Source organism: Aquirufa salirivi (assembly GCF_045310485.1).
GTDB lineage: Bacteria > Bacteroidota > Bacteroidia > Cytophagales > Spirosomataceae > Aquirufa > Aquirufa salirivi.
In genome coordinates this window covers 1-26,360 of the sequence record NZ_JBEWZH010000011.1, presented here as the reverse complement: position 1 = coordinate 26,360, position 26,360 = coordinate 1, and the positions used below count along the sequence as shown (strand labels likewise).

18 protein-coding genes are annotated in these 26,360 nt (G+C 39.5%); 8 read left to right on the top strand and 10 right to left on the bottom strand.

Translation table 11 applies throughout. The features are described from left to right. Positions 1-24: 24 nt before the first annotated feature. The 5 genes from U0R11_RS13150 to U0R11_RS13130 all read right to left on the bottom strand — a co-directional run bounded on the left by U0R11_RS13150 (position 25) and on the right by U0R11_RS13130 (position 4,776). Positions 25-360 carry an L-rhamnose mutarotase gene (locus U0R11_RS13150; RefSeq protein ID WP_406752231.1) on the bottom strand — a complete coding sequence of 112 codons (336 nt, stop codon included), beginning with the start codon at positions 358-360 and terminating at the stop codon, positions 25-27. An 11-nt stretch (positions 361-371) separates the two neighbouring features. Next, complete coding sequence (locus U0R11_RS13145; RefSeq protein WP_406752229.1) at positions 372-1,187, bottom strand: TIM barrel protein; 816 nt, start codon at positions 1,185-1,187, stop codon at positions 372-374. 1 nt (position 1,188) lies between these two features. Further along, positions 1,189-2,208, bottom strand: a complete 1,020-nt coding sequence (locus U0R11_RS13140; RefSeq protein WP_406752227.1) for a zinc-binding alcohol dehydrogenase family protein — start codon at positions 2,206-2,208, stop codon at positions 1,189-1,191. A 12-nt stretch (positions 2,209-2,220) separates the two neighbouring features. Further along, complete coding sequence (locus tag U0R11_RS13135; RefSeq protein ID WP_406752225.1) at positions 2,221-3,165, bottom strand: aldo/keto reductase; 945 nt, start codon at positions 3,163-3,165, stop codon at positions 2,221-2,223. Positions 3,166-3,591: 426 nt separating this feature from the next. Continuing rightward, the gene (locus U0R11_RS13130) at positions 3,592-4,776 is read right to left on the bottom strand and encodes an AraC family transcriptional regulator (protein WP_406752224.1); all 1,185 of its coding nucleotides are present in this window, start codon (positions 4,774-4,776) and stop codon (positions 3,592-3,594) included. Between the two features lie 521 nt (positions 4,777-5,297). Here U0R11_RS13130 and U0R11_RS13125 point away from each other — a divergent pair. Further along, positions 5,298-7,949, top strand: a complete 2,652-nt coding sequence (locus U0R11_RS13125; RefSeq protein ID WP_406752222.1) for a DUF7133 domain-containing protein — start codon at positions 5,298-5,300, stop codon at positions 7,947-7,949. Between the two features lie 76 nt (positions 7,950-8,025). Here the strand turns inward: U0R11_RS13125 and U0R11_RS13120 are convergent, their stop codons facing one another. Then, the gene (locus U0R11_RS13120) at positions 8,026-8,448 is read right to left on the bottom strand and encodes a DUF6526 family protein (protein ID WP_406752220.1); all 423 of its coding nucleotides are present in this window, start codon (positions 8,446-8,448) and stop codon (positions 8,026-8,028) included. Between the two features lie 322 nt (positions 8,449-8,770). Here U0R11_RS13120 and U0R11_RS13115 point away from each other — a divergent pair, with 322 nt between their 5' ends. The 5 genes from U0R11_RS13115 to U0R11_RS13095 all read left to right on the top strand — a co-directional run bounded on the left by U0R11_RS13115 (position 8,771) and on the right by U0R11_RS13095 (position 14,094). Continuing rightward, positions 8,771-9,397 (top strand): MgtC/SapB family protein, encoded by a 627-nt coding sequence (locus U0R11_RS13115; protein WP_406752218.1) that lies wholly within the window; start codon positions 8,771-8,773, stop codon positions 9,395-9,397. A gap of 139 nt (positions 9,398-9,536) precedes the next feature. Then, positions 9,537-10,763: a BaiN/RdsA family NAD(P)/FAD-dependent oxidoreductase gene (locus tag U0R11_RS13110; RefSeq protein WP_406752216.1), complete on the top strand. Its 1,227-nt coding sequence runs from the start codon at positions 9,537-9,539 to the stop codon at positions 10,761-10,763. A 100-nt stretch (positions 10,764-10,863) separates the two neighbouring features. Further along, on the top strand, positions 10,864-11,367 hold the full coding sequence (locus U0R11_RS13105) for a gluconate 2-dehydrogenase subunit 3 family protein (protein WP_406752215.1): 504 nt from the start codon (positions 10,864-10,866) through the stop codon (positions 11,365-11,367). An 18-nt stretch (positions 11,368-11,385) separates the two neighbouring features. Continuing rightward, the gene (locus tag U0R11_RS13100) at positions 11,386-13,104 is read left to right on the top strand and encodes a GMC oxidoreductase (protein ID WP_406752213.1); all 1,719 of its coding nucleotides are present in this window, start codon (positions 11,386-11,388) and stop codon (positions 13,102-13,104) included. A 105-nt stretch (positions 13,105-13,209) separates the two neighbouring features. Next, positions 13,210-14,094: an alpha/beta hydrolase fold domain-containing protein gene (locus tag U0R11_RS13095; protein ID WP_406752211.1), complete on the top strand. Its 885-nt coding sequence runs from the start codon at positions 13,210-13,212 to the stop codon at positions 14,092-14,094. Here the strand turns inward: U0R11_RS13095 and U0R11_RS13090 are convergent. Further along, positions 14,091-15,899 (bottom strand): heparinase II/III domain-containing protein, encoded by a 1,809-nt coding sequence (locus U0R11_RS13090; RefSeq protein ID WP_406752209.1) that lies wholly within the window; start codon positions 15,897-15,899, stop codon positions 14,091-14,093. The two genes, U0R11_RS13095 and U0R11_RS13090, sit on opposite strands and share 4 nt — an antisense overlap. A gap of 74 nt (positions 15,900-15,973) precedes the next feature. Between U0R11_RS13090 and U0R11_RS13085 the strand changes: the two genes are divergently transcribed. After that, a complete protein-coding gene (locus U0R11_RS13085) occupies positions 15,974-17,011 on the top strand; it encodes a carboxypeptidase-like regulatory domain-containing protein (protein WP_406752208.1) in 1,038 nt (345 codons plus the stop codon). 52 nt (positions 17,012-17,063) lie between these two features. On the opposite strand, the gene U0R11_RS13080 is transcribed toward U0R11_RS13085, so the two are convergent. Genes U0R11_RS13080 through U0R11_RS13070 form a run of 3 tightly spaced genes read right to left on the bottom strand, consistent with a single transcriptional unit; the run spans position 17,064 to position 23,517 of the window. After that, entirely contained in the window at positions 17,064-18,413 is a 1,350-nt protein-coding gene (locus tag U0R11_RS13080; RefSeq protein WP_406752207.1) for a PhoPQ-activated pathogenicity-related family protein, read from the bottom strand. A gap of 32 nt (positions 18,414-18,445) precedes the next feature. Continuing rightward, positions 18,446-20,083, bottom strand: coding sequence for a SusD/RagB family nutrient-binding outer membrane lipoprotein (locus tag U0R11_RS13075; protein ID WP_406752205.1), 1,638 nt, complete (start codon positions 20,081-20,083; stop codon positions 18,446-18,448). A gap of 23 nt (positions 20,084-20,106) precedes the next feature. Further along, a complete protein-coding gene (locus U0R11_RS13070; RefSeq protein WP_406752203.1) occupies positions 20,107-23,517 on the bottom strand; it encodes a SusC/RagA family TonB-linked outer membrane protein in 3,411 nt (1,136 codons plus the stop codon). A gap of 790 nt (positions 23,518-24,307) precedes the next feature. Between U0R11_RS13070 and U0R11_RS13065 the strand changes: the two genes are divergently transcribed. Beyond that, positions 24,308-26,360: beta strand repeat-containing protein (locus U0R11_RS13065; protein ID WP_406752202.1), on the top strand; the 2,053-nt coding region annotated here is incomplete at its 3' end.

Genomic DNA, 26,360 nt, shown 5'->3' with positions numbered 1-26,360 from the left:
CCAGCGTAAATTCTGGCCTTTTTTTTATGATTTAAATATGCGATCCATCAAGATCCATTTTTGACCAAGCTTAGCCCAAGGCAAAGGTTGTTGAAACTTCCACATCAGTTCTTCCCATGCTGCAATCTTGGGATTGGTCGCATCAAAAGCCGCTTTTTTCTCAAAAGTAAAGGCATCATCTGTCTCTAAAATCATGAACATACGATTTCCTGTACGGAATATTTCAATATTGGTAACCCCCGCATCGATGTCGTGCTGTGTGACTTCTGGCCAAGCACTTCCCGGCGCATGGTATTGTTCATATTCCTGAATTAATTCAGGATGATCTACTAGGTCTAATGCCAAACAAAATCGCTGCATGGGTTTTCGTTTTAAATGGTAAAATACTGATTATAAGCCAACATGGTCTGCTTGGCTGCTTCCAAAGGATTTGGCCAAGGAAATGCTTCCGCCGAAATGGCACCTTGGTAATCCACTTGTTTCAAAGCATCCGCGATCTCCTTCATCAAAGTATGTCCCATTCCCATCGGTCTACGATTGGAATCGGCCAAATGCACATGCCCAATCCATGGGCCATTTTCACGGATACTTTGAGCCATATCTACCTCCTCAATGTTCATATGAAACAAATCTGCTAGCAATCGAATATGTTGAGTGGAAAGCCCTTGCAAAAATATCCTAGCAGCGTCCAGAGTGTTAAATAAATTGGTTTCATATCGGTTTAAGGGTTCATAGATCAAAGGAACACCTATTCGTTCAGCATGTTTTCCTAGGTATTCCAATCCTTCTTTCAAATATGCCAAAGATTCCTCTCTACGATCTGGCAAAGCATTTCCCTGCATAGAACCTATGATGGTCACGGCACCAAAATATGCCCCAAAATCCATCATGGATTGTATAAATTGAATGGCTTGCGCACGAATGTCTGGATTTGGATCTGTCAGCGTTAAACCCTGTATCACCTTTCCTGCTCCGCTCCCAACGGCCGCGAGTTTTAGCGCATATTTCGACAATAATTCTTCCAATTGCCCCATGTCAATACTCGTGGCATCTGCTGTAAAAAGCTCGATGGCATCAAATCCTAGCTTGGACGCTTGGGCCATACTCGCTTCCAAGTCTTCCCAAAAAATCCATGGGCCCGACTTGATTTGAGGTACTAAGGCGATGGTTACACAGGATTGCATCATATTATTCTCCGAAATTCACCATAATTTTTACAATACCTTGGGCATTTTCAGCCCAATCGGCTAGTGCCTGACCAGCGTCCTCAATTGGAACAACTCGACTAATCACTTCCTCAACTGGAAAACCACCAGATTCCAAATAAGCAATCACTGCTGGAAACTCATCTGTACAATTCCTGGAGCCTAAAATTTCTATTTCTTTTCTGACAAATACGCCTGTATTAAACTCCACAGGCTTTTTGGCATAGCCAATACAGACCACACGCCCCGTATAAGCCACTTCTTCTACGGCAGCACGATAAGTGATATGGCTTCCAACGGCTTCGATGATCACATCCGGACCATCTCCTCGGGTTATCTTTTGTAATGCTTCATGCAAATCCTCTTGACTGGTATTTATCGTATGTTGCACACCTATTTTTCGAGCAATAGCCAGCTTGGAATCATCGATATCCACCGCAATCACTTGTGCTCCTCGATGAACAGCAGAGGCCAATGCTCCCATGCCGACAATACCACATCCAATTACAGCAACGGTATCTGAAGCATCCACTCGTCCTCTGGCTGCCGCATGAAAACCCACCGTCAAAGGCTCCACCAAGGCCAATTCTTTCAAGGACAATGTAGTAGAAAGATATAAATCTTGCCAAGGAATGCTGATGTAGCGCGTCATAGCACCTGGCCTTCTGACACCCATGGTTTTATTGTCTTGGCAAGCATTTTTACGACCTTTCCGACAAGAAACACAGGTTCCACAATTTAAATAAGGATAAATAGTAACTCGCTGGCCAATATGCCAATCAGCAGGAACACCCTCTCCCATTTCTTCAATGGTCGCACCGACCTCATGACCTAATACATTGGGATATTCTTGCAATTCAAATAGGCCTTTAAAGCCGTTTAAATCGCCTCCACAAAATCCCACCATACCGATTCGAAGTAAAACTTCTCCAACTTTTGGAATAGGCTTCTCTATTTCCCTGATTTCGGTTTGCCCTACTTCGGTTAAAAATAATGCTTTCATTTTTTGAACGGTTTATTGCTTTCTAGCGATATTATTTTCAGGTCTTCCCTCAAACCACATTCGGTTTTTAAAGGGAGCTATAACTTCCTCTAATTCATGCAATAAACCATCTGGGATGACAAAGTCTACCGCAGCCACATTTTCTTGAATGGTTTTCATGTCGCACATGCCAACTATCGTGGTAGCAATATCTGGATGATCCATAGCAAAACGCAAAGCTACGTCGCTGAGGCGGACATGGTATGCTTGACAAATAGCTAACAAGCGGGGCTGCAATGCTTTAACTTCTTCCGAAGCATTATGCCAAACAGGTAATGCCGCATCAGAAAGAATTCGTTGCATCAAAGGAGCTGCATTCATTAATCCAAAATCTAATTCTTTGGAAAGCGGAACTAGCTCTACGTTAATTTCATCCTGCAACAAATTATAGTGAGCCCAAGAGAGGACCGTATCAATTTCTACTTCACGGGCTATGGCGGCCAAATAATTAACGGGCAAACCCGTTATGCCCACAAATCTGGCTTTACCAGATTTCTTTACAGCCTGAATGGCGGGTACTGCTTCATTTACAACTTGTTCTTGCGAACCAAACTCAATATCATGCAATTGATATAAATCCACATAATCCGTTTGCAATCTTCGCAATGAATCATCAATACTGCTTAGAATTTTTTGGTAAGAAAAATCAAACTCTCGCAAATCATATCGACCAGCCTTGGTAGCCAAATAAACCTCGTTTCTTTTTCCTTTTAACGCTTTGCCCAATCGAGTCTCTGCTAATGTAATTCCATAGAAAGGAGCTACATCCACCAAATTCACTCCATGATCAATGGCATAATGAACGGCAGCAATACCCTCATTTTCATCACATTCCTCAAATACATTCCCTAATGGAGAGGCTCCAAAGCCCAAAATAGATACTTCTAAATTTGTTTTGCCTAAACGACGGTAGCGCATAAAAAAATTATAAATTTTAAGTTATGGATTATAAATGGTCAGTGATGAATTATAATGGTAAACGAAGGTATCAAACTAGTAGAAAATTCATATGTTTCTATCAAATTTCTATAAAATTGGGAGGATTATTTTTCAAAACTTGGGGGAATATACAGAAAATCACATCTTCAAATTATTCAAATAGGTTGTGTTTAAAACATGAATGGAAGTCTACAGTCCATTTAGTAGGTTATAGATTTAAATTTTCTGTGGTGAATTGTTAATGGTAAACGAAGATATCAAACTAGTAGAAAATTCATCTGTTTATATCCTTTTGCTATAAAACTGGGGGAATATACAGAAAATCACCTTTTCAAATTATTCAAATAAGTTGTGTAAAAAAATGAATGGAAAACTTCTATCCATTTATAAATTATAACTTATAATTTATAATTTCTTCACGTATTCCATCGGAGTTGTACCTTCTTCTTCTTGAAAGGCACTAATGAAACGATACAGGGTACCAAATCCTGAAGCCAAAGCGATAGCTTCCATTTCTTCTTGACTCAAATTTTGGGATTTTTGTTCATCTAAAAGGGCCTTTGCGTGTGAAATGCGCAATTGTGCCCGCAATTTAGTGAACTTGGATTTGATGATGTAGTTGAAGCAATAATAAATATGGTGCTTAGGTATATCGAGTTTTAGAGCCAAAAAATCTACATTAAAATCAGGATCTAAATACCATTTTTCCTCATGGATATGATCCAAAATATATTTAGCGTCTTGTTGGAATGGATCATCCGACTTCCCTACAAAAGAATAGACATCACTCGCATCCACTTTATGTTCAAAGTTCTTTCTCCTCCCTTTTTTGTGAATGGGAATACCATACAAGATAGGAGGAAATGCTAGAATCAATAAAGGGATAGTCAAGAAAAAGATGCCCGTCAAATAACCGAGTGGAGAAGAATTCACTAATTCCTTGTTCACCACATCAGAAAAAATAAACATGATCGCTCCTGCAAAATAACTTACACAGGCTAGCGTGGATAAGGAAATCAACCAAACTAACCAGCGTTTAATCAAGGTTTTTTGGGCTGATACAGGTGTGTATTTGGCCAAACTACGATTATAACGAAGGAATAAGGAAATCGTGGCTATCAAATAAATCATAAAAAACAATGGACGTCCAATCACATTGAAATAACTTGGATATAGCACGCCTTCATTCCATACTTTAAGTACTTCTGGATTATCAATAATCTTCCGGGCTACAACCAATTTATAATCCCAGTTTTTGAAATAAAAAGGAAGAATGGATAAGAATGAAAATAAGGCTGGAATGAAGTGGAGATAATCCTTTTGAGATAATTTATTGCGGTCAGTTAAGGTACCTCGAACATAAAAAAACAAAAATGGGCCAAACAGGTAATAGGTAGGTGTAATGTGGTAATTGAATACCGCCATTAAGGATTCATTATCCCCCATAAATGCAAAATAATGCAAAAGCCCTGATAAGGCAATCGTCACTAAAAAGCCTGTTAAATAGATGGTATTTTTATTAACGCGGAAGTTAAAAACGGCCAATACCAATGAAATAACGAGTTTGAAAGCGACTATGTAGATTAACATTTTCTAATTCAATTATTTCGGTTTGACACTAGAGTGGCTGAGATAAAATGCACTCCAAGGCCGAGATAGACAACAGGTTGCCTTTATATCGATTCTCAATTGAGATTACCGGAGATATACGAATTATAGAACAGCTCAAACTTTATTGTAGAATGGTAAACGCAAAGGTAATTTGATTTTTGAATCAGCCTAATATTTTCACTAATATTTTCGACACACTTCGATCAAAAAAAGAGTGCTCATCCCCTTTAAATAACATTTTCACAGCTAAATCATTCGTTTTGAATAGACTACACTCCATCAATATCACTAAGAAAAATTTTACTAAAAATTATTATTCTACATCATATAGTAATAAGCGTTCTTGATTTTCAGGACGTTGAATATGGTTTGTGGAAGAAAAAATACCCACGATTACCGATTAATAAATACCCAGCTTACCCCATAAAGACCTGAATGTTTTATGAGGAAAAATCTTATTTTTGCCAAGCATATTAACAAAATACAATAACCTATTCATTATGTTAAAATTATCTCTCAGTTTGATTTATTCATTTTTACTTTTTTGGGGCTATCAATTTCTTCAACCGTATTTCTCTGAAAAAAGTACAAATTCTTTTGTTCTGGCTGATACCTTGTCCAATGCCTCAGCTTGGCCTACTCAAGATATTCAAGTGAGTAATTTTGCTTCAGCGGATATAAGCCCAAGTCCTGCCTGTATTGCCGTTGCAGCCACAGGTGAGGTATTTGTAGGAATTGATCAAATTGGCTCTCTAGGTAAAACACCTGGAAAAGGATATATCTTAAAATTAACAGACTCCAATCAAGATGGCCGTGTAGATCAGCAAAGCAAATTTGCCATGGTCGACAATCCGCGTGGAATTATCTCCTTAGGAGACAAATTATATGTGCTACATACCGTCTTTTCCCCAGAAACCAAGAAAGCTACGGGTATGGATTTGGTCGTTTTTGAAGATAAAAATAAAGACGGCCTAGCAGATGGTCCATCGAGTCCATTAATTCAACATATCAGTTCTCCTAAGTTTTTGCAAAGCAGAGGTACAGACCATGCCACCAATGGCATCCGAATGGGTATCGATGGATGGATTTATATCGCAGCAGGCGACTTTGGTTTTCACAATGCTACGGATCGAAGTGGTAAGAAAATTACCATGTTAGGTGGTGGTATTGTTCGCGTAAGACCTGATGGAACCGAAATGGAAGTCTATACCCATGGAACTAGAAATATCTACGACGTGGCCATTGACCCATACATGAACATCTTCACTCGCGATAATACCAATGATGGTGCTGGTTGGAACATTCGTTTTAGCCATCACATACAATCTGGTGAATACGGGTACCCTTTACTATTTAAACATTTTACCGAAGAAATTCTTCCTGCCCTAGTGGATGTAGGTGGTGGATCTGGTACTGGTTCTTTATTCATGGATGAACCAACTTGGCCAGCTAAATACAATCAAGTACCTATGATGGCCGATTGGGGAAATAGTATGTTGTACATTCATCGAGTAAAGCCTGACGGTGCTAGTTATACGCAAAAAGATGAGACATTCATTAAATTAAAGCAAATCACTGATTTAGATGTAGATGGCTCAGGTCGTTTGTACCTAGCAGCCTGGGATGGAGCTGGCTATTCGGGCAACCCAGGTAAAGGTTTTGTGGTTCGAGCTGTACCCAAAGGCTGGACCTACCAAGCTTTTCCACAAGTTAGCCAATTGTCGAACGATGAATTAGCCAAGCTTTTACAATCCAACAGTGCCGTGGCTCGTTTAAATGCACAACAAGAATTATTAAACCGAGATTTAAAAACAACGGCTTCCATTGCCTGGAAATTAGCTGCAGATAAAAAAGCTCCCTTGTACGTGCGTTCGGCAGGTATATTTACTTTTGCTCAAGCCACTAACGAGCAAGGCATCTTACAATTACTTAAATTACTTGCTGATAAAGAGGTGAAAGAGTTGGCAATTAGAGCTTTGGCCGACAGAAAAACCAAAAACAAATTAGTCCCAATTCAGCCAATCGTTTTAGCATTACAAGATGCATCTCCAAGAGTCCGTGTAAGTGCAGCCATTGCATTAGGAAGATTAGGAAAACAAGAAGCCATTCCTGCTTTATTGGCTGTTAAAGTGTCTACTTCTTTTGTTGCACCTCCCAAAGACCAAGAAGGTCCCCATGCAACACCCAATTCCGCCATTATTCCTGCACACGTAGCCGTTCAAGCCCTAGTGAAATTGAATGCTGTAAATGCTTGTGTCAAAGCTATTTCTGGTTCCAATTCAACCATGGCTTTATGGGCTTTGCGTTATATGCACCAGCCTGTAGCTGTCCAGGGTTTATTAGCTGCTTATAAAAAATCCAACAATCCAACGTTTAAAAAGCAGTTATTGGCTAATCTAGCTCGACTCTATAAAAAAGAAGCTCCATACGAAGGAGAATATTGGTGGAGCACCAAGCCTAATGGTCATGGACCTTATTACAAAACAATGGATTGGGAGTCTAGTCCGATCATCAAAAATTTTATTATAGCCGAGTTCCAAAAAGCCTCGGAGGAAGACAAAGCCTATTTCGTGGATTTGAATGAAAAAAATCAAATGGAAATTAGTGAACTTGGAACAGCCGCAACTAATCTAGCCAAAGATGAACCGAAGGTCGACTTGGCTTCTATCCGAAACAAAAAAGGTCAAATTGGAAATGCTTCCATTGAAGATGTTATGTTAGCTATGGCTCAAATCAAAGGTAATCCATCTACCGGTAGAGCCTTATTTAGTAAACAAGGCTGCGTGGTTTGCCACAGTTTAAAAAGTGGAGAAACATTGAAAGGGCCATTCATGGGTCAAATTGGTGCCATCATGAGCCGTGAACAGATTGCCGAATCCATCTTGAAGCCCAATGCTTCCATCTCGCAAGGTTTCATAACGGTATTGGTGACAACTAAAGATAAAAAAGAGCATATGGGTTTTGTCACAGCTGAATCCCCCGATCGAATTGTAATGAGAGATATTACTGGACAAATCACCAGCATCCGAACAGCTGATATCCGATCAAGAAAGGAGATGGAAACATCGATGATGCCGGATGGCTTAACGAATGAACTTTCCTATGAAGAGTTTGCCTCCTTAATCACCTTCCTCTCTGAACAGAAAAAGTAAATGATACATTGGAGTGAATTACCATTAAAATAAAACAGCTCAGGGTTTAAACCCTGAGCTGTTTTTCAATAAAGATTTACACTCGCAAAAAATCTCCTTGCCAATCATGAATGGATTTCTTGATCTCTTTCGAGCTTAAATTGTTCAGAATGGCTCTATCTATCAAAGGCAATAACTCCTCATCACTGGCAAAACGTAAAGCAACAATCTGTCTGATGTTAAGCAAATTTTCCTTTTCGGTAAATGGTACTTGGGTTAATTGAAAATATCGTAATCGCATCTCCAATCGAATAATTCTGTCTTGATTTCGATTGGCATAAATTCGATTAATGAATGAAATCAAAATAAATAGGACTCCGACCAATAAATACAGCCAATCATTTACTGGATCTTCCAAGGTTAATTCAACCGTCCAAATAAATACAAAAAAGGCAAGAGGCAAAATAATAAAATGATGTAAATGATAATACCGAGTGTGACTTTCGTAATCTTGACTCATAAGTTTAACGTTTAATCAATGAATATTAAGAGAGTAGAATATGCTGTAAAATTGCTTAAAATTTATCAATTTGATACTATAAAAAATCAACCTTTCCATTAAATATTTGAATAGGTTACCAAGGCCATTTTAAGAAACAAATAGGCCTATACGGTGTCCTAGATAAGTTATTTTCTATTTAAACATGTACAAAAAAAGCTAGCAAGAAATTAATAGTTCCCCATACATGTCAAAAGTATTGATGGTTAATGAATATCAAGGATGAACATTAATTCAACATTTAGCCTTAAATTCCGTTCATAAATCAAAATCTCATATTCGAATGTATATCGACTTAGAACGAATTCTACTTTCCATACTCATAGGAGCAATTATTGGTTTAGAGAGGGAATATCGTTCCAAATCCGCAGGATTAAGAACCATGATTTTGGTTTGTGTGGGCTCTTGTATTTTCACTTTACTATCCTATAAAATCGGATTGGGCAGTCAAGATAGAATTGCAGCCAATGTCCTAACGGGAATTGGTTTTCTAGGCGCAGGAGTCATATTTAGAGAAAAAGATCGAGTAACAGGAATCACCACCGCAACCACGATTTGGGTAGTTTCAGCCTTAGGCATGACCATCGGTGCAGGTTTTGAATTATTGGCATGTATTACCTCCACCATCGTCATAATAATTTTAAGTGCCTTTATTTTGGTTCAAAATTTGATCAGCAAACTTAATCACGTACGTGTATATACGTTGAAGTTCGAATATACTGATTCCTTCGATTACAAGCATGTAGAGGCACTATTTAAAAAACTTAAAATGAAAATCCTCTATTCTCAGAAAATAAAATCTGGTAAAGATTTCACCTTTAACCTAACCGTTCAAGGTTCAGAAAAAGCACATCACTTAATAGCGAGTCAGTTGCTGAAAAATGATAAGATTAAGCATTTGGAGTTTTAATAGATATTAGGGGTTTTTATTAGGGGTTTTTATTAGGGGTTTTTATTAGGGGTTTTTATTAGGGGTTTTTATTAGGGATTAGTTATTAGGGTTTAGTTATTATGGATTGGGGATTGGAGTTTTGTTAGGTAAATAAATCATGTCAAAAGAGTTAAGAATCAGTATTATTGGTGGAGGAGCAGCGGGTTTTTTTGCCGCTATTTCCGCGAAGCAACACCATCCAGAAGCGCAGGTACAAATCCTCGAAAAAACCTCACATTTTTTAGCTAAAGTAAAAATATCGGGGGGCGGTAGATGCAATGTTTGCCACGCTGAATTCAACAACAGAAAATTAGCTGAGCATTATCCTAGAGGAGAGAAATTCCTCAAAAAAGCCTTTGAGCAGTTTGATGCCACTTCCACGATGGAATGGTTTGAGCAAAGGCTGGTCGCCCTTAAAACCTATCCTGATGGTTGCGTCTTTCCACTATCCAATACCTCCCAAAGCATCATCGATTGTTTCTTGAGGGAGGCCAAAAAACTTGACATCGAATTACTTTTACACCATAGCATAGAATCCATTGAAATTCAAGAAAAGGGTGGCTTTATGTTAAAGACAAAGGATAAAACAATAGATACAGATCGTGTCATCATTACCACTGGCGGTCAACCCAAATTAAGTGGCCTTCACTGGTTGGAAGCATTGGGTCACTCTGTCATCCCTCCTATGCCTTCTCTCTTTACCTTTAATATGCCTGAAGAACCCATCAAGGAATTTATGGGATTGGTAGTTGAAAAAGCAACGGTTCGAATCGAAGGTCAAAAATTAGTAGGTAAAGGCCCCTTGCTGATCACACATTGGGGGATGAGTGGACCCGCCATTTTACAATTATCCGCTTGGGGAGCACGCATCTTGGCCGAAGTCAATTACCAGTTCGCCATTTTAATCAATTGGTTAGATGAAACCAAAGAATCAGAATTGCGAGAAAAACTAGATCTTACCCGAAAACTCCATGGCGGTAAAATGATTTCCAATCATTGTCCTTTTCCTATTCCAGCCCGACTTTGGAATTTCTTACTCTCCAAAAATGAGATTATCCTTAGCTCTCGTTGGATTGATGTAAATCCCAAACAAATCAATAAACTGGTCAATACTTTGTTAAATGACCGCTACCAAGTACAAGGAAAAACTACATTTAAGGAGGAATTTGTCACCGCAGGAGGGATAGACCTCGCCGAAATCCATGTTCAAAACATGGAAAGTAAACGAGTACCTGGATTATTTTTTGCCGGTGAAATCATGGACATCGATGGTATCACAGGTGGATTTAATTTCCAAGCTGCCTGGACTACCGGTTATATTGCAGGTAAAAATGCAGCAGAATAAGCCTGTAAATCAGGTTGACAATTGACTTTAATTTGAATATTTTTGTTTGTGTTTATCAAGCATTACGGTAAACCATTTTCTTTACTCTACCTATGACAATATGAACAGAAGAAGCGCCTTAAAAAACCTAAGCTTAGTCTTAGGTACCTCCGCTTTACCTAGCTGGGCCTACCAATGGAACCAACATTCTTTTGCAGCATCACAAGGACCTAATACTGAATTATTAGGCGCGGTAGTGAATGCCATAATACCTGAGACAGATAGCCCTGGTGCCAAGACCATTGGAGCCCATTTGTACATTGAGCGGATGGTGAAAGATTGCATGAGTAAAGAAGATCAACAAGCCTTCCAAAATGGATTGCAGAAGCTCGCCTCCGCTGCCATGAAAAACTACCAAAAGGCCTTCCCCATGTTAAGCAGTCAAGAGCAAATTAGCCTATTGACTAACTTACAAAATTCCACTCTGCCAGAAGAAAATCAATTTTTCAAACGCCTGAAAGGTTTGACTGTGGCCTCTTATACGAGTTCAGAGTACTTCCTAACCCAACATAGAAATTATACCATGGCCCCAGGTTTTTACCATGGCTGTGTTCCTGTTCAATAAGCTATTTACTCTCAAGACATGTCTAATTTTAATATAGATTCAAAAAAACAAAGAACCTTTGACGCCATCGTGGTAGGTTCTGGAATAAGTGGCGGCTGGGCTGCCAAAGAACTGTGCGACAATGGTTTAAAGACTTTGGTATTAGAGCGTGGTAGGGATGTAAAACACATTGTGGATTACCCAACCACCTTGAAAGAGCCATGGGAATTTGACCATTTAGGGGCATTGACCAAAGAAATGAAAGATGCTAATCCCATAGCCACCAAATGCTATGCATTCAATGAAGATTCATCCCATTTTTTTGTTAAAGATAAAGAACACCCTTACATTCAAGAGAAACCATTCGACTGGATTCGTGGATATCAAGTAGGTGGAAAATCCTTGCTGTGGGCTCGTGGTACACAGCGCTGGTCTAAATATGACTTTGAAGGACCTGCCCGTGATGGATTTGATAACCACTGGCCGATCACTTACCAAGATTTAGCTCCTTGGTACAGCCATGTAGAAATATTTGCGGGTGTTAGTGGAAATAAAGATGGTTTAGAGCAATTGCCAGACGGTGAATTCTTGCGTCCACATGAGCAATCTTGCGTGGAAAAGCATTTTTCTTCCGAAATGAAGAAGCACTATAAAGGAAATAGACCCGTGATCATTGGTCGATGTGCTCACCTGACAGATCCTCAACCTATCCACTTCAAACAAGGTAGAGCTCAATGTCAGCAGCGTGATTTATGCCAAAGAGGATGTCCTTATGGAGGTTATTTCTCTAGTAATGCCTCCACCCTACCATGGGCACAAAACACAGAAAATTTAACGCTAAGACCAAACTCCGTGGTTCATTCCGTCATCTACGATGAAAAATCAGGCAAAGCTTCAGGGGTCAAAGTGATTGACAGCAAAACAAAAGAAGAAATCCATTATTATGCCAAAATCATCTTCTTAAATGCGGCGACCATCAATACCAACTTGATTCTCCTGAATTCTAAGTCGCACCGCTTCCCGAATGGACTTGGCAACGACAATGGTTTGATGGGGCATTATATCCACTTCCACAATTTCCATACAGGGGTGTCGGCCGAATATGAAGGCATGTTAGAAAGCAAAACAGAAGGTATTCGTCCAAATGGCAGTTATATTCCTCGTTTCCGCAATGTTTTTAAACAAGAAACCGATTTCTTACGTGGTTATGCTGCAGGCTTTAGCGCTCGCCGGCCGATTATTGGCAATCAAGAAGGCATAGGTCAGGAATTGAAAGATCATTTATTCCAACAGAAATATGGAAATTGGCAGGTTGGTTCTCATTTCATGGGGGAAACCATCCCGAAACATTCCAACTATGTCAAATTAGATGCTAGTAAAAAAGACGACTGGGGAGTTCCTTTAGCCCGATTGAACGTAGATTTTGATGATAATGACCGTAAAATGGAACAAGATTATCAAGATCAAATGACAGAGATGTTGACGTTAGCCGGCTTTAAAAACATCAAGGCTAATCCGAAAAAGACCTGGAATCCGGGATTGGATATTCATGAGATGGGTGGTGTAATCATGGGAAATGACCCTAAAACCTCTCAATTAAATAAATGGAATCAATTACATCATTGTAAAAATGTCTTTGTAACGGATGGAGCCAGTATGACCTCCAATTCCACGCAGAATCCTTCCTTAACCTACATGGCCTTGACCGCTCGAGCAGCGAATTATGCGGTGGCGGAATTGAAGAAGAAAAACCTGTAAGAGAATTATAAATTATAAAGTATAAATTATGGATGAGGGGAAGGAAAGTAATTGTAAATTATAATTTATAAATTATGATTGGTCAATGGTAAATGGATTCTCTGTATGAAAAAAAGCCTTGTTTTTGCCTGTGGTGTTTACCTTTTACCTCTGTTCATATTCCTGTCTTTTCCTTCATTTGGGAAAACTGGGGCGGATTCATCTGCTTATAGGTCGGTATTGAATTTGGCCTATGGTCATGCTCCTGAGGAAAGGAATTTATTGGATATATTTTTACCTAATCAAGTCAATGCCAATACCAAAATGCTGGTATTCATTCATGGGGGCTATTGGACCAAAGGGAGTAAAAACCAATTACCTAAACCCTTGATTCAATTATTAGCAGGTAAAAAAGGCTATGCGGTGGCTTCCATCAATTACCGCCTAGTTAAAGACAATCAAAATCGGTATCCAGTCCAAATCGACGATATCCAACATGCTTTACAGTACTTAAATTCAAAGGCAGACAGCCTTGGTTATAAGAAAGGGGAATTTGGTCTTTTAGGTGCCAGCGCAGGGGCCTATTTGGCACTAATGTATGCCTATACGGCTGATATTAACAAGGAAATTAAAACGGTCATTGATATCGTCGGACCGACCGACTTCACTGACCCGATGGTCCGAGGAAAAAATGTTGAAGCAGACAAAACCATCACCAATTTCTTGGGAGTGGCTGACCCCAATGCACCATTAGCTAAAGAATCCAGTCCTTTGCTTCGTGTGAACGCTTCTAGTGCGGTTCCCACCATCATTTTTCATGGGGAAAATGACGAAGTAGTACACGTGCAACAAGCTAAAAACTTGTATGCCAAACTTAAGCAATTAGGTGTTAAAACCCAGCTAGAACTTTACCCAAATGAAACACATGAAATGCGTAAAAGCCTCTTCAGTGTTTTCTTTAAAATGGGCATTTGGTTAGATCAAGTCTACCCCAGTGGTTTGAAAAACTAGTGTACAGGTTCTAATACCACTTGATAGCGGAGCTTTTTATCGGCCTGTGTGGCTAATTTAAATCCCACAAATCGCGTATTAGGGTTAGGCGCATCATAGTCGTGCTTGGGCTCGCTAGACCAGCTTATCCATTCTCCTTTCACACCTTTCAATTCCAGATTCAATCGCTTACCATGTTGAGTTAAATAAGCCTTACCTTTTCCGCCTACATGAAATTCAGCAGCGGTAACCATCGTCCAAACTAATTCCCCATCCTGCTTTCCTAGCTGTACTTGATCACTAATCTCGAGCACTCGTTTGTTTACCAGAGCTACTTGTCTGGATACTCCTTGGGTTTGTTCAGGATACAAAGAGCTCAAATCCAAAATTACCTCCGTCCTTCTATTGGACTCTTGTTTCCATTGAATCTCTGCTTTCCCTTTTACCACTTGCAATTGATTGTTGAGCGTCAAGGTATTGTGCGACCTATTATGATAACGGAAAACATCCCAACGCTGAGCGTTTTGTTCCTTACCCCAAATACCTACTCCTTTGGATTCTAAGGACTCGTAATTCTGCATACCAAAATCCATAGCCCAGCGCTCTCCCAGTGCATCAAACACGAAAGAACCTACGTCCATGTGGCCATGGTTCACTGAGGGAGAGCCGCCTTTGACGCCTACATACAAGGCATTAGGGTCTGTCCAAGAAGACCGCATCATCGCTACAGGATTAGGACCACCACCGAGATAACTTAATGGCTTTGGAATAGCTTGATTGACCAAGGAAGCCTCTTTCCCCCAAACCATGACCAATGGTAAAAGTCGGTCCGCAACCAAGTTTTTAGCACTTTTTAATGTGTTTATCTCCGTAAATAAAAGACTCGTATTTTTCGTCTTAGCCGCAAACCAAAACATAGCCGGGTGAAAATCGATTCCATCCCCCGAATCTGAATAATTAAAATTCTTTCCAGATGGACCCGTCATGTGAAGCAGGTAATTAGCACTTGCATAAAACCCAGGTGATTCATTTAATCCAAAACTAGAGCCATAAGCCTTTTCAATGGCATCATTGTATAACACTTGAAACGAAGTTCCATATCCCCAATAGGCATAACCCTCTGGGTAAGCGCCGTCTGGACCATAGTCTTTCATAGGTAAAACAATGGATTTTTGTGCTCTTTGTAACAATTCCTGAGCTTTTTCAGGGTAATCTTCTTGTATGGCTAATATCCCTAAACTTATCCCTGCATTACATACTTGGTTCCAATTATGACTTGCTTGTAGCCAACTGGTATATCGCTTATCATATGAGGGTTCTATTCCTTTGGAAAGGATCGCTGCTTGAATGATTTTCTTGGACTCTGGACTTAAAGCTTCAAATAACCAATCGTAACCAATGGCAACCGCTGTAGTCATTTCAGCCACATCCAAAAAATGTGACGGGTTCCAATCTGTAAATTGACAAATTTGTACGAGTTCTTTCTCCGCCCTTTGTGCGTATTTGGGCTGTTGAGTCATTCGGTAAGCATAGGACCAAAATAAGGTTCTACGTAGCATTTCTCTGGAAACACCCAGAAGCCGTCGACCGATCTGTTTACGGACCAAAGGCTCTTTCAAGAGTAATACATCGGCTTCCTTCAAAATCTGTTGGTGCAAATTGGCCCAAAGTGTATCTTGTTGAATATTTCGATGAATGATGGCCTCATCGGATTTTAAAAACAATAGGCGAGGATGCCCTTGGGCAGCTGGAATCAAACGGTTAAAATCTTGTGCCCAAGCAATTTGGGCTATGAATAGCCAATAAATCAGGAATCCTTTTTTCATCTTGTTCTAATAGGTTTTGTCATGTCAAACTTTTGTAAATTTGACCATCATGCTGTCATGGCATAACCAAATATATGAAATCATTGAGCAAGCTGTATTGTATTTCCCTACTTTTGATCTTTTGCTCTTTACATGGCTTGGCTCAACAAAGCTATACGCTGTCAGGTAGCATTGTAGATAAACAAAAAAAGGAAGGCGTTTCCTTTGCTCATGTGTATGTAAATGGCACGTCTTTGGGTACCCAAGCTGACGACAAGGGGAATTTCATATTGAAAAACGTTCCAGCAGGAAATTATCAATTTCTCATTTCCATGGTGGGTTACCAGCCACTTGCTGTATCTATTTCAATTCATCAGAATGATAAAAAACTATACTTTGAGATGTTGGAAAACATCACCGATTTAGCAGAAATAAAGGTGCAAGGCCAAAGAGACCGTGTTTGGGAAAGGCAAATCCGACAATTTGAAAATGAATTTTTAGGAAGGGATATCGATCGTGATTTAGTCAAAATCCTAAATCGGGAGGCCATTGATTTTGACTATGATCCGAGTACAAAAACCTTAAAAGCCAGTTCCAAAGAACCCCTTTTGATAGAAAATAAAGAACTCGGCTATCTCTACCATGGCTTTTTAGTGGGTTTTGAAAAAGCACCAAGGCAATTAAACTTTAAATCCAGTGGCTATTTTGAAGCATTAAATCCCAATTCAAACAAAGAGAAGACCCAATGGGAGAAGAATAGAAAATATGTTTTCCAAGGTTCCATCAGGCATTTTCTATTGGCATTAATCCATCAATCTTTGGCGAATGAAGGATTTTATGTAACCTATTACAAAGAAAATCGAATGAGCAATCCTCCTCCATTTAAGATGGAAGAAGTACTCTTCACCACCAATAAGCCAGGAATTTATGCCATTGATTTAAAAGGTATCATCAACGTGGAATTTGATTCGCCAAGACAATTTTCCAAACTAAAACCCATGGCAAAGACCATTTTGCTAGAAAGCAATGGGACCTTATTAGATCCCTATTCCATCGAAGTATTTGGTAAAATGTCTGAATCTAGAATGGGAAATGAACTCCCGCTAGATTATGTGTATGAATTAAAAAAATAGGTATAAAAAAACACCCGACAGAGCCTATCGGGTGTTTTTACAAGAAATCAAATTACAATACTTGATCTGTATCGGTCGTAAATATTCGTGTACTAATAGTATAGCTTCCTCCATTAGGATCTTTATACTTCAGATCCATATAAAATGCTTGATACCCCTTTTTTACATAGGGAATTACGTATTTTGCCGTATTTCCTATAGGTTTCACACGCCTAGTCAACCATAAATTATTTCTAAAATCACGGTCAGCGGAAGTTGTCCCCCAAATAGCCGCATCTTCTAAATCAGTAGGATTGGCAGTAACCGTTAATTCAAAACCCTCTTTTCCTTTCACCACATTCCAAGTGGGTACAGGGAAATCTTTGTTCTGAAGAGACAAAGCAAAGAAAGCACTTAATGCCTCAATCGCCTGTTTTCCTCCTGCCAAATCATGTCCTGCATTAGGTACGTAATGAATCAAATTTTTACCCGGAATTTGATCAAAATAATGTTTGATGGCATCAGCTGTCCAATACGGATCATTGGTTCCCATAAATATGATTTTAGGGATTGTCATAGTGGCTCGATACGAATAGGGATCGATCATCGTATTGATGGCCTTCCCCACTGGGGTACCTGTTCCTTGTGGAATGCCTAATTTAACATAGTCCTCAATTTGATCACTGTATTCGCCATAAGTGTCTTTCTGGTAATTTAAGGTAGCAGGCATATTCAGCATATCAATCACCATAGGTCCAATCGCCTTCACACGTGTATCGCCAATGGCGCTAGATAACCAGGTCGTCCAACCACGCTTAGAAGCTCCAGAAATCACAAAATCCTTAATTTGAATATTCGCCTTTTTGCTAGCAAACTCCTGAATAGCATCCATTCCCCTAACCGCTGATTTCACCATTGGAAATAACAAGGGCCAAGAATGGTCGCCCGTTTCTCGGTATTGATGTAAGGTATACGAAATCAATTCATCTTCTGTTTTACCTCCATACAAGGGTTGGTTGGGTACTTGTTTAATCAAGGCAACGATGGCATGATTTTTAGCCGCTACCATGGATAAAAAATTCCACATTTTATCTTCTTTGCTCCAATTGGGCTGCTCATCTTTATTACTCCCACCCGTGATGAAAAGCATAGCTCCTTCATAGTTTACTTTGGCTGGAATAATGATGGTCAATTGGTGTTTCCAAGTGATATTTTGCCACTTTTGAGAAGTTAATAGCACTTGATAAGCCTTGGATGTACCTAAAGAAACGGAATCCTTTAATTCCCATTGGTAGGACTTATCACCATTGGCCATATAACTTTTCAAGGCCGTTTCTGGACTAACTTTTTGGGCAAATCCAGTAAAAGCCAAAAGGCAAATGGCAGTACTACTTAACACTAATTTTTTGATAATTGGATACATGTTCTTAAACTGATTTAAAGTTGAAATTTAGTTTACCAAGGTTTTCCTGTTCCTTGAACTACCCAAGGTTTAGACCAAGGACTATTCTTTCCATCGGCTTCTGAATAGGTCGTTGTTTCTAATTTACTCATGGCTGCCTCTGTATTTACTTTGTTCAGATTTCTTTCATCCAACATGTAGTAAAAACGAACTGGCAACACTTTACGAATGGCCGCTGGACCAGCCGTTAAGACAGGAAAACCTGTTCTACGGTAATCAAACCAGGCCTCTTGAGCGGCAGTCCAACTAGAAATCCATTTTTGTTCGATGATCTGACTCAACGTTCCATCATAAGCCACACCAGGGTTAGCGATATACGTGGCATAAGTACTACCCACGCCCCAAGTATCTAAGGAAGCTTTCACCCCTGCTTCGTAATGAGCTTTGGCAGTTCCTCCAACAGCCCAGCCTTTCAAAGCTGCTTCTGCTAAAATAAAACGAACCTCAGCCGCAGACATCATTCTTGATTTCAACAAAGGCCCTTTAGCTTGACGGTAAATATCATTGACCCAAGAAACGTGCGGATTATTGGCTCCTTGCTCGGCTGTAGGGCTCAAATTATAGGATGCACCACCTATGATTCCCGTTGGTAAACCTACATATTCAGGATGCGTATTTACATCTCTACCTACTACTTTATCGGGAGCTAAATAACGTTTTCCTCCTTCTATTTTATCGGTTCCTTTGGGTAAGTTAGCATCTACCACCAAAGGGATCTGTACTTTATTAGCCCAAATACCAATCCGGGGATCCTTCAAATCCAATAGTTTATTGACAAAGGTAGCAGCCAATTTAATCCTTCGATAATTGGAAGCACTCGCATCATACACCGCATTGGAAGGCCATGAATCGCTATCACTGTTTCCCGCAAATGGCATGGCAGCATCGTCAGCTATGGCCGTAATGATAGGGTACTGAGCAGCATTAGCTAATATTTTCTCGATACCTGCTTTAGCTACGTCTGGTTTCTTGGATGAAATACGCATGTAATAACGTAATGCCAATGAATTGGCTAACTTTCTCCACTTAGTTGCATTACCTTGATAAAATACGTCGGCCGTTCCAGGAGTACTTGGATAAGAAGCTTTAGACAATAAAGTATTGGCGGTTTCTAAATCTGCCAAAATACCCGTGTAAATTGTTTCTTGAGTATCATAAGCTGGAAATGTATTCGTAGCACCACCTGTTGCGCCTTTTAGTGCAGCCGTATAAGGAGCATCTCCCCATAAGTCAGTGATCAATCCAAACATCATGGATTTAGTCACGAGAGCAATACCCTGATGTAATTCCAAATTCAACGTAACCGAACGATTATATACATATTGATTATTACGCAGTATGTCGTAGTAAGAAGCCCAAGATTGGCTTCCCCCCCACTCATAGGTATTGTGACCACCTGACCAACCGTCCTTTTGCGTATGCTGCATCACGCCAGCTATGTCTTGGTAACCCAAATTAACAAAAGCTTTACCAGTTTCTGTTAACACGGTAGACATCACTAAATTAGGATTAGCTGTCTCTGGATTAATCCCATTGGGATTTTGATTCAACACGGTTAAATCCTTGCAAGAGTAAAAACTCCCCGATAGGACTAGCACCAATGCCATTATTTTATATGAAGTATTTTTCATGATCTTTTGCTGTCTAAATTTCATTAAAAAGTTAAACCTAATTTGAAACCAACAGGTATAACCCAAGGGGTTACGTTGTAGCGCTCAATCCCTTGTTTGAATTGAGTACCGCCTCCCTGAACACCTGCCTCCTGCTGGAAGGCTGTTTCAGGATCAATGTTAATTTTCGCTTTTGTCCAAAGGATGATATTGCGACTATACACCGAGAAATTAGCATTTTGAACGCCAATTTTCTTCAACCATTGTTGTGGCAAATCGATTCCTAAGGAAATTTCGCGCAATTTCACATAATCGGCATCATACAAGAAAGCCCGAGTAAATGACCAAGCCGTGGACCCAGCAAATGGCAAGTTGGTCGTTCCTGCATTACCTAAGTTTTCTTTATATCCCGTTGGATTTCCAGAGGTATCATAACCTGTAGCAATCACCCCAGGAATAAATACACCTCCGTGAGGGAAATTATAAGGGCCATACTTAAATCCAAAAGGGCCATATTCTGGTGTTGGTCCACCCACCAATGGGAAATAATTTCCTGTAATCTTAATTAAGTTTTCTTGGTTAGCTACTAAATAACTCTTCAGAGCATCTCCAGTCAATCCATTGGGATTAATTAATTTATCTAAGAACAACTGAGAACGGCCATTCTCTTCTCCATAACGGTATGTTTGAGAAACGAATTGTCCACCACTACGCCAATCAAAAGACATATTTAAACTTAGACGCTTATAAGAAATGGATGTCTGCATACCCAAAATGAAATCTGGATTGAAGTTTCCTATCTTATTTCGAGTATTGATCGCGTCAACAGATTGCCATTTACCCGTATTATCCAAAATAGGATAACCAAAATACGGTGAAGCTTTATCTTTTACGGTGACGATTTGAGCATCATATATATCTCCAATTTCCTCGCCTACGTAAGTCCATGCTCCACCTTTAGCATCTTGCCATAAGGTATAGTAAGGAAGGTCATCGGATAATTCCACAATTCTGGTTCTATTACGAGTCCAGTTTAAGTTAACATCCCAATTCCAATTGGAAGATTTAATAGGCGTGAAACCCATGGTTAATTCTATCCCTTTGCTGACTAATAAACCCGCATTCACGTTTTTCAAGGAATAGCCAGATGATGGAGGTAATTTGGTACTAAGGATTTGGTTTCTATTTTCCACCTGATAATAGGTACCCGAGAAGCGTAGTCGATTTCGGTACAAACTCAAATCAAAACCCGTCTCATAAGAAGTAACAATCTCAGGTTTCAAATCAGAAATCAATAAAGTTCCAGGAGTACTTAAACGAGGGATACCGTCCCAAGTCCCCGCATTTCCTAAGGTTCCTAATAATTGGTAAGGATTAGCATCATTACCTACTTGAGCTACCCCACCACGGAATTTAAATAAATCCACTTGATTAGGCATATTAACCATTTCATTAATTAATACGCTCAAGGAAGCTGAAGGGTAGAAATAAGAACGATTAGCCGCTGGCAAAGTACTAGACCAGTCGTTACGTGCCGTTACATCCAAGAAGATCATATCTTTATAACCGATATTGGCTAAACCATATCCACTATAAATGGCTCGTTGGAACCAAGTGCTGTAATAATCCAAATTAGCAGGAGCAATGTTTTGAACATTGAAAGCGCCTGGGACAATTAGACCCGTTCCACTTTTACTGGCATTCGTGATATTAGAACCACGTTGATAACGCGCATTACCACCAACTGAGAAAGATAAACTAAAGTCTTTGATGTCTTTTTTATAGGTAGCTAAGAAATCGGCATTGCTTTCAAAATTGGCCAAATTAATATTTCCATAGGCCCCTCTAGGGTCATTGGTATAACTATTAGCTATTTTCATTTCACGCTGCTCGGTATAGGTATCCAAGGCATAGCGGCCCATCAAACTGATTTCAGGGGTGATTTGATAATCCAAACGGATGTTTCCAAACAAACGATCCCGTACAAATCCGTTATTTACCTCATTGGCCAAGAAATAGGGATTATTATAGACCGAATTATATTGGGTTCTTTGTTGCAAACCCTCTTGACCCGGCATCCAATAATTTTTCAACTCTAAAATATCAATATGAGGGGAAACGTTATATGCCCATTCCAAAGGATTGGTTCCACGGTTACCCGCTGGACGGTTATTGGATGAGGAACGACTAACATCTAAATTATTACTTAAGGTCAACTTCTTATTGACTTTAATAGAAGTATTTAGGTTCAAGGTATTTCTAAACAAATCAGAATTAGGAATGATACCCTGATTCTGCATGTTGGAGTAAGACAAGCGGTAGTTGAATTGGTCATTACTATTCGCAATGGAGATACCATTCGTAGTAGTAATACCCGTTTGAACAAATTTAGCCACATTGTCTTTATGAGAAATCAGGGGCATCGCTATTTTCTTACCATTAGCATCCAAAGGGCTATTCCATTGAACTTCAGAATAACCTTTGTCTAATTCTGCGCCATAGGTAGCACCCACTTCCTCTTGGATTAATTTACCAAAAGCATTGGAGAGCGGATTACCCGTAATAGAAACAGGAATGGCTGAAAATTGACCAGGGCCAAATTTGGTTTGCCATTTCAAATATTTGTAAGGATTATCAAAAACAGTATTGGAAGTAATGTTGACCGTCATTTTCTTTGACTTCGAACCAGACTTGGTGGTAATTAATACGACACCGTTACCTGCTCTTGAACCATATAACGCAGCGGCGCTTGGTCCTTTTAATACGGATACATTTTCAATATCCTCAGGATTCAATCCTGAAATGGAATTACCGAAGTCAACTCGATTATCATTTCCAACTTGACTAATGTTATTTAGGGTATTGGCAATGGGAACACCATCGATCACAAATAAAGGTTGATTATCATTACTTAACGAATTAGCACCACGAATAACCATGCTAACAGAAGAACCCGTTCCACCGGTAGAACTGATGGTTACACCAGCCATTTTACCTGCCATGGCATTTAATACGTTTTCTTGGGCCACTCGATTCATTTCTTTACCATCCACTTTAGCCACGGAATATCCCAATGACTTTTCTTCCCTTCGTATACCCAGGGCCGTGACTACCACTTCATTTAACATGGAAGTAGCAGGAGATAAAGTAATATCCATTTTTTTCTGGTTACCTACACGAATCTCCAAAGGATCGTAACCTACTGAGGAAAAGACCAATACGGCATTGGGACCTGATACTTCAATGGAATAATTTCCCGCTTCATTGGAACTACTTCCACGGGAAGTACCTTTTAGGCTGACACTGGCTCCAGGGATTCCTGAACCGTCTTGCTTGGAGCTGATTTTTCCAGTAACTACTTGATTTTGAGCCAATAACATTGGACTACAGCTTGCAAATAGCCACAAAGAAAAGAACCATCCCCTCAATTTTTGTTGAGTGAAGTTTACTTTCATGGTGGTGATAAATAGGTTTATAATAATTGAACAGCGGGCAATATAGAAAATATTCTAATTTATCAAGTTAAATTTCCATTATTTTGGGGTAAAATAGTATGAGCGGTTAAATAAAGGGGGATGGAAATATCCTACAAATACAAACATGGTTTGTAAACTTATTTTTAAAAAAAATGATAGAAAAATTAATAATTTTATTTACAACATACTGACAATCAATAATTTAAAAAATACACTAGCACATTGTAATGATTTGTTTAAATTAAACTAATTTTTACAAAGTGTGAACTTTGCTTGTTTTTGGCAATGCGAATCAAAAAATACATTTTTCAAAATCACGGAAAAGAGGCTACTCCTCAGGCAATTCCTAAACCTTAGCCTCACGTAATGCATTCGCATTTTTTTTGTCCTGCATTAGAAATAAAGAACATCATTTAGGTGTATCATTTTAAAAATGGCAACAATTAGTGCTTAATTTCACGTGGAAGAAAACCTAAAGCGGGAATTCTTTTGATTAAAAGCAGGTTACTCCTTGTTCTAAATAAACTCAAATCATATCAAATACCTTCTTGTCATAAGTAGGATTTGATACTACATTTTTGTCTAATTAGCCATCTGGCGCAATCTCTTATTCTCAAAAGTTTCTTGGTCGTTCTATAGTCCGTGCATGCATGGCCATGGGTTGATTCTCTAACCCTATTATTTGCTTGAACCAAATAGTGATTTAAAATTATATTGTATGCAAAAATGTTACCCAACTTTTAAGGCAACCGAAAAGCGTTCCTTCTTCATGAAGCTTCTCTTTTTAGCTACTTTAATTTTCTCTCTTTCTGCTGCGACACCAGCATTAGCGGGTTATGTATCTGTTTCCTTTAATGAAGGATTCATTGGTGATCAAAATGGAAATAACAAAGCTCAAAATGGTATTGCTGTTTCCACCACGGGAATCACCCGCCTTTCATTTGCTCAAAACTCAAGTACAAACGTATTTGAACTTCAGGGCAATGATTTACCAGGTTTTGTCACATTCTATGACAAAAACAACGTGTTTCACTCAATAGCAGGTTTTATGAACTGGCGTGAAACAAGTGGTTCAACTGTTAGAACTATGATTTTCCTACCTGTCACTGGTACCAATGAGGTTATAGCAGTAAATTCAGGTAACTATACAATTACCGATACAAAAGCTTTGGGACTAACATTCAACGGCCAAATATTGAATATGACTGGTGGAATTATTACTGGTAACTCAGCTTCTGTAGCTCAATTGCTTAGCGAATTAAATGCATACCTAAATTCCCAACCAAAACTCAATATCACTTCTACATTAAGTGTTACCGAAGCCGTGGGTGGTGTGAATGCCGTGGCAACAGTAACATTGAGTGCTGCAGCAACGGTAGCAACCACAGCGACTTATTCAACCTCTGGGGGTACAGCTACCAATGGAACTGATTACACCAATACATCAGGAACCTTAACATTTGCCATAGGTGAATCGTCCAAGACAATTACAGTACCAATTTTAGACGACTTAACGGGAGAGGTAACAGAAACATTCAATATCGTTATTGCCAATGCAGTTAATGCGGCTATCGTTACTAATACAACAGTCGTTTCCATTATAGATAATGATGCCGCACCAAGTGCACTAAGTTACCCAACACCCAAAGTATATAGTACAGGTACTACGATTACGGATGTTTCACCAACTGTTACTGGAACTGTCACGAGCTATAGCATATCCACTGCTCTACCCACTGGATTAGCATTCAATACGACCACAGGAGTAATTAGTGGTACGCCTACTGTCACAAGCCCTGCCACCAATTACACCATAACGGCTACAAATGGTACGGGAAGTACCACAGCAGTGATTAATATTACCGTAAATGCGGTTGCACCTAGTGGATTAAGTTACACTACACCTCATGTGTATACTGTGGGAACAGCCATTACAGCTTTAAATCCTACCGTTACAGGAAGTGTGAATTCCTATTCAATTGCATCTGCTTTGCCTACTGGATTAGGCATCAATACGACCACAGGAGTAATTAGTGGTACACCTACAGTAACTAGTGCAGCAACCAATTATACCGTAACCGCCACCAATGGATTTGGTAGCACCACTTCGAATCAAATTAACATAACGGTTAATGCAGCTGCACCAACGGGATTAAGTTACCTTACTCCTACTGTGTATTCTGTTGGTACAGCCATCACCAGTTTAAGCCCAACCGTTACAGGGACAGTTACTAGCTATAGTATTTCGACTCCATTACCAACGGGTTTATTATTCAATACCACCACAGGGGTCATCAGTGGTACTCCCTCAGTCACTAGTCCAGCTACGGATTATACCGTTACTGCAACGAATGGTACTGGTAGTACTACTGCCATAGTAAACCTTACGGTTAATGCAGCGGCACCTAGTGCTTTAAGCTATACAACTCCCAACGTGTATTCTGTTGGTACAACCATCACTAGTTTAAGCCCTACCGTTACAGGGACAGTTACTAGCTATAGTATTTCGACTCCATTACCAACGGGTTTATTATTCAATACCACCACTGGGGTAATTAGTGGAAACCCTTCTGTCACTAGCCCGGCAACAGATTATACTGTTACGGCTACCAATGTCACAGGTAGCACTACAGCTGTTGTCAGGATAACGGTCAATACAGCTGCACCAAGCGCATTAAGCTATACGACACCCAATGTGTATTCTGTTGGTACAACCATCACCAGTTTAAGCCCTACCGTTACAGGGACAGTTACTAGCTATAGTATTTCGACTCCATTACCAACGGGTTTATTATTCAATACCACCACTGGGGTAATTAGTG

Excerpts from the sequence above, each read along its gene's own strand:
- U0R11_RS13150 (WP_406752231.1), bottom strand. The coding sequence starts at position 360 with ATGCAGCGATTTTGTTTGGCATTAGACCTAGTAGATCATCCTGAATTA.
- U0R11_RS13145 (WP_406752229.1), bottom strand. The coding sequence starts at position 1,187 with ATGATGCAATCCTGTGTAACCATCGCCTTAGTACCTCAAATCAAGTCG.
- U0R11_RS13140 (WP_406752227.1), bottom strand. The coding sequence starts at position 2,208 with ATGAAAGCATTATTTTTAACCGAAGTAGGGCAAACCGAAATCAGGGAA.
- U0R11_RS13135 (WP_406752225.1), bottom strand. The coding sequence starts at position 3,165 with ATGCGCTACCGTCGTTTAGGCAAAACAAATTTAGAAGTATCTATTTTG.
- U0R11_RS13130 (WP_406752224.1), bottom strand. The coding sequence starts at position 4,776 with ATGTTAATCTACATAGTCGCTTTCAAACTCGTTATTTCATTGGTATTG.
- U0R11_RS13125 (WP_406752222.1), top strand. The coding sequence starts at position 5,298 with ATGTTAAAATTATCTCTCAGTTTGATTTATTCATTTTTACTTTTTTGG.
- U0R11_RS13120 (WP_406752220.1), bottom strand. The coding sequence starts at position 8,448 with ATGAGTCAAGATTACGAAAGTCACACTCGGTATTATCATTTACATCAT.
- U0R11_RS13115 (WP_406752218.1), top strand. The coding sequence starts at position 8,771 with ATGTATATCGACTTAGAACGAATTCTACTTTCCATACTCATAGGAGCA.
- U0R11_RS13110 (WP_406752216.1), top strand. The coding sequence starts at position 9,537 with ATGTCAAAAGAGTTAAGAATCAGTATTATTGGTGGAGGAGCAGCGGGT.
- U0R11_RS13105 (WP_406752215.1), top strand. The coding sequence starts at position 10,864 with ATGAACAGAAGAAGCGCCTTAAAAAACCTAAGCTTAGTCTTAGGTACC.
- U0R11_RS13100 (WP_406752213.1), top strand. The coding sequence starts at position 11,386 with ATGTCTAATTTTAATATAGATTCAAAAAAACAAAGAACCTTTGACGCC.
- U0R11_RS13095 (WP_406752211.1), top strand. The coding sequence starts at position 13,210 with ATGAAAAAAAGCCTTGTTTTTGCCTGTGGTGTTTACCTTTTACCTCTG.
- U0R11_RS13090 (WP_406752209.1), bottom strand. The coding sequence starts at position 15,899 with ATGAAAAAAGGATTCCTGATTTATTGGCTATTCATAGCCCAAATTGCT.
- U0R11_RS13085 (WP_406752208.1), top strand. The coding sequence starts at position 15,974 with ATGAAATCATTGAGCAAGCTGTATTGTATTTCCCTACTTTTGATCTTT.
- U0R11_RS13080 (WP_406752207.1), bottom strand. The coding sequence starts at position 18,413 with ATGTATCCAATTATCAAAAAATTAGTGTTAAGTAGTACTGCCATTTGC.
- U0R11_RS13075 (WP_406752205.1), bottom strand. The coding sequence starts at position 20,083 with ATGAAAAATACTTCATATAAAATAATGGCATTGGTGCTAGTCCTATCG.
- U0R11_RS13070 (WP_406752203.1), bottom strand. The coding sequence starts at position 23,517 with ATGAAAGTAAACTTCACTCAACAAAAATTGAGGGGATGGTTCTTTTCT.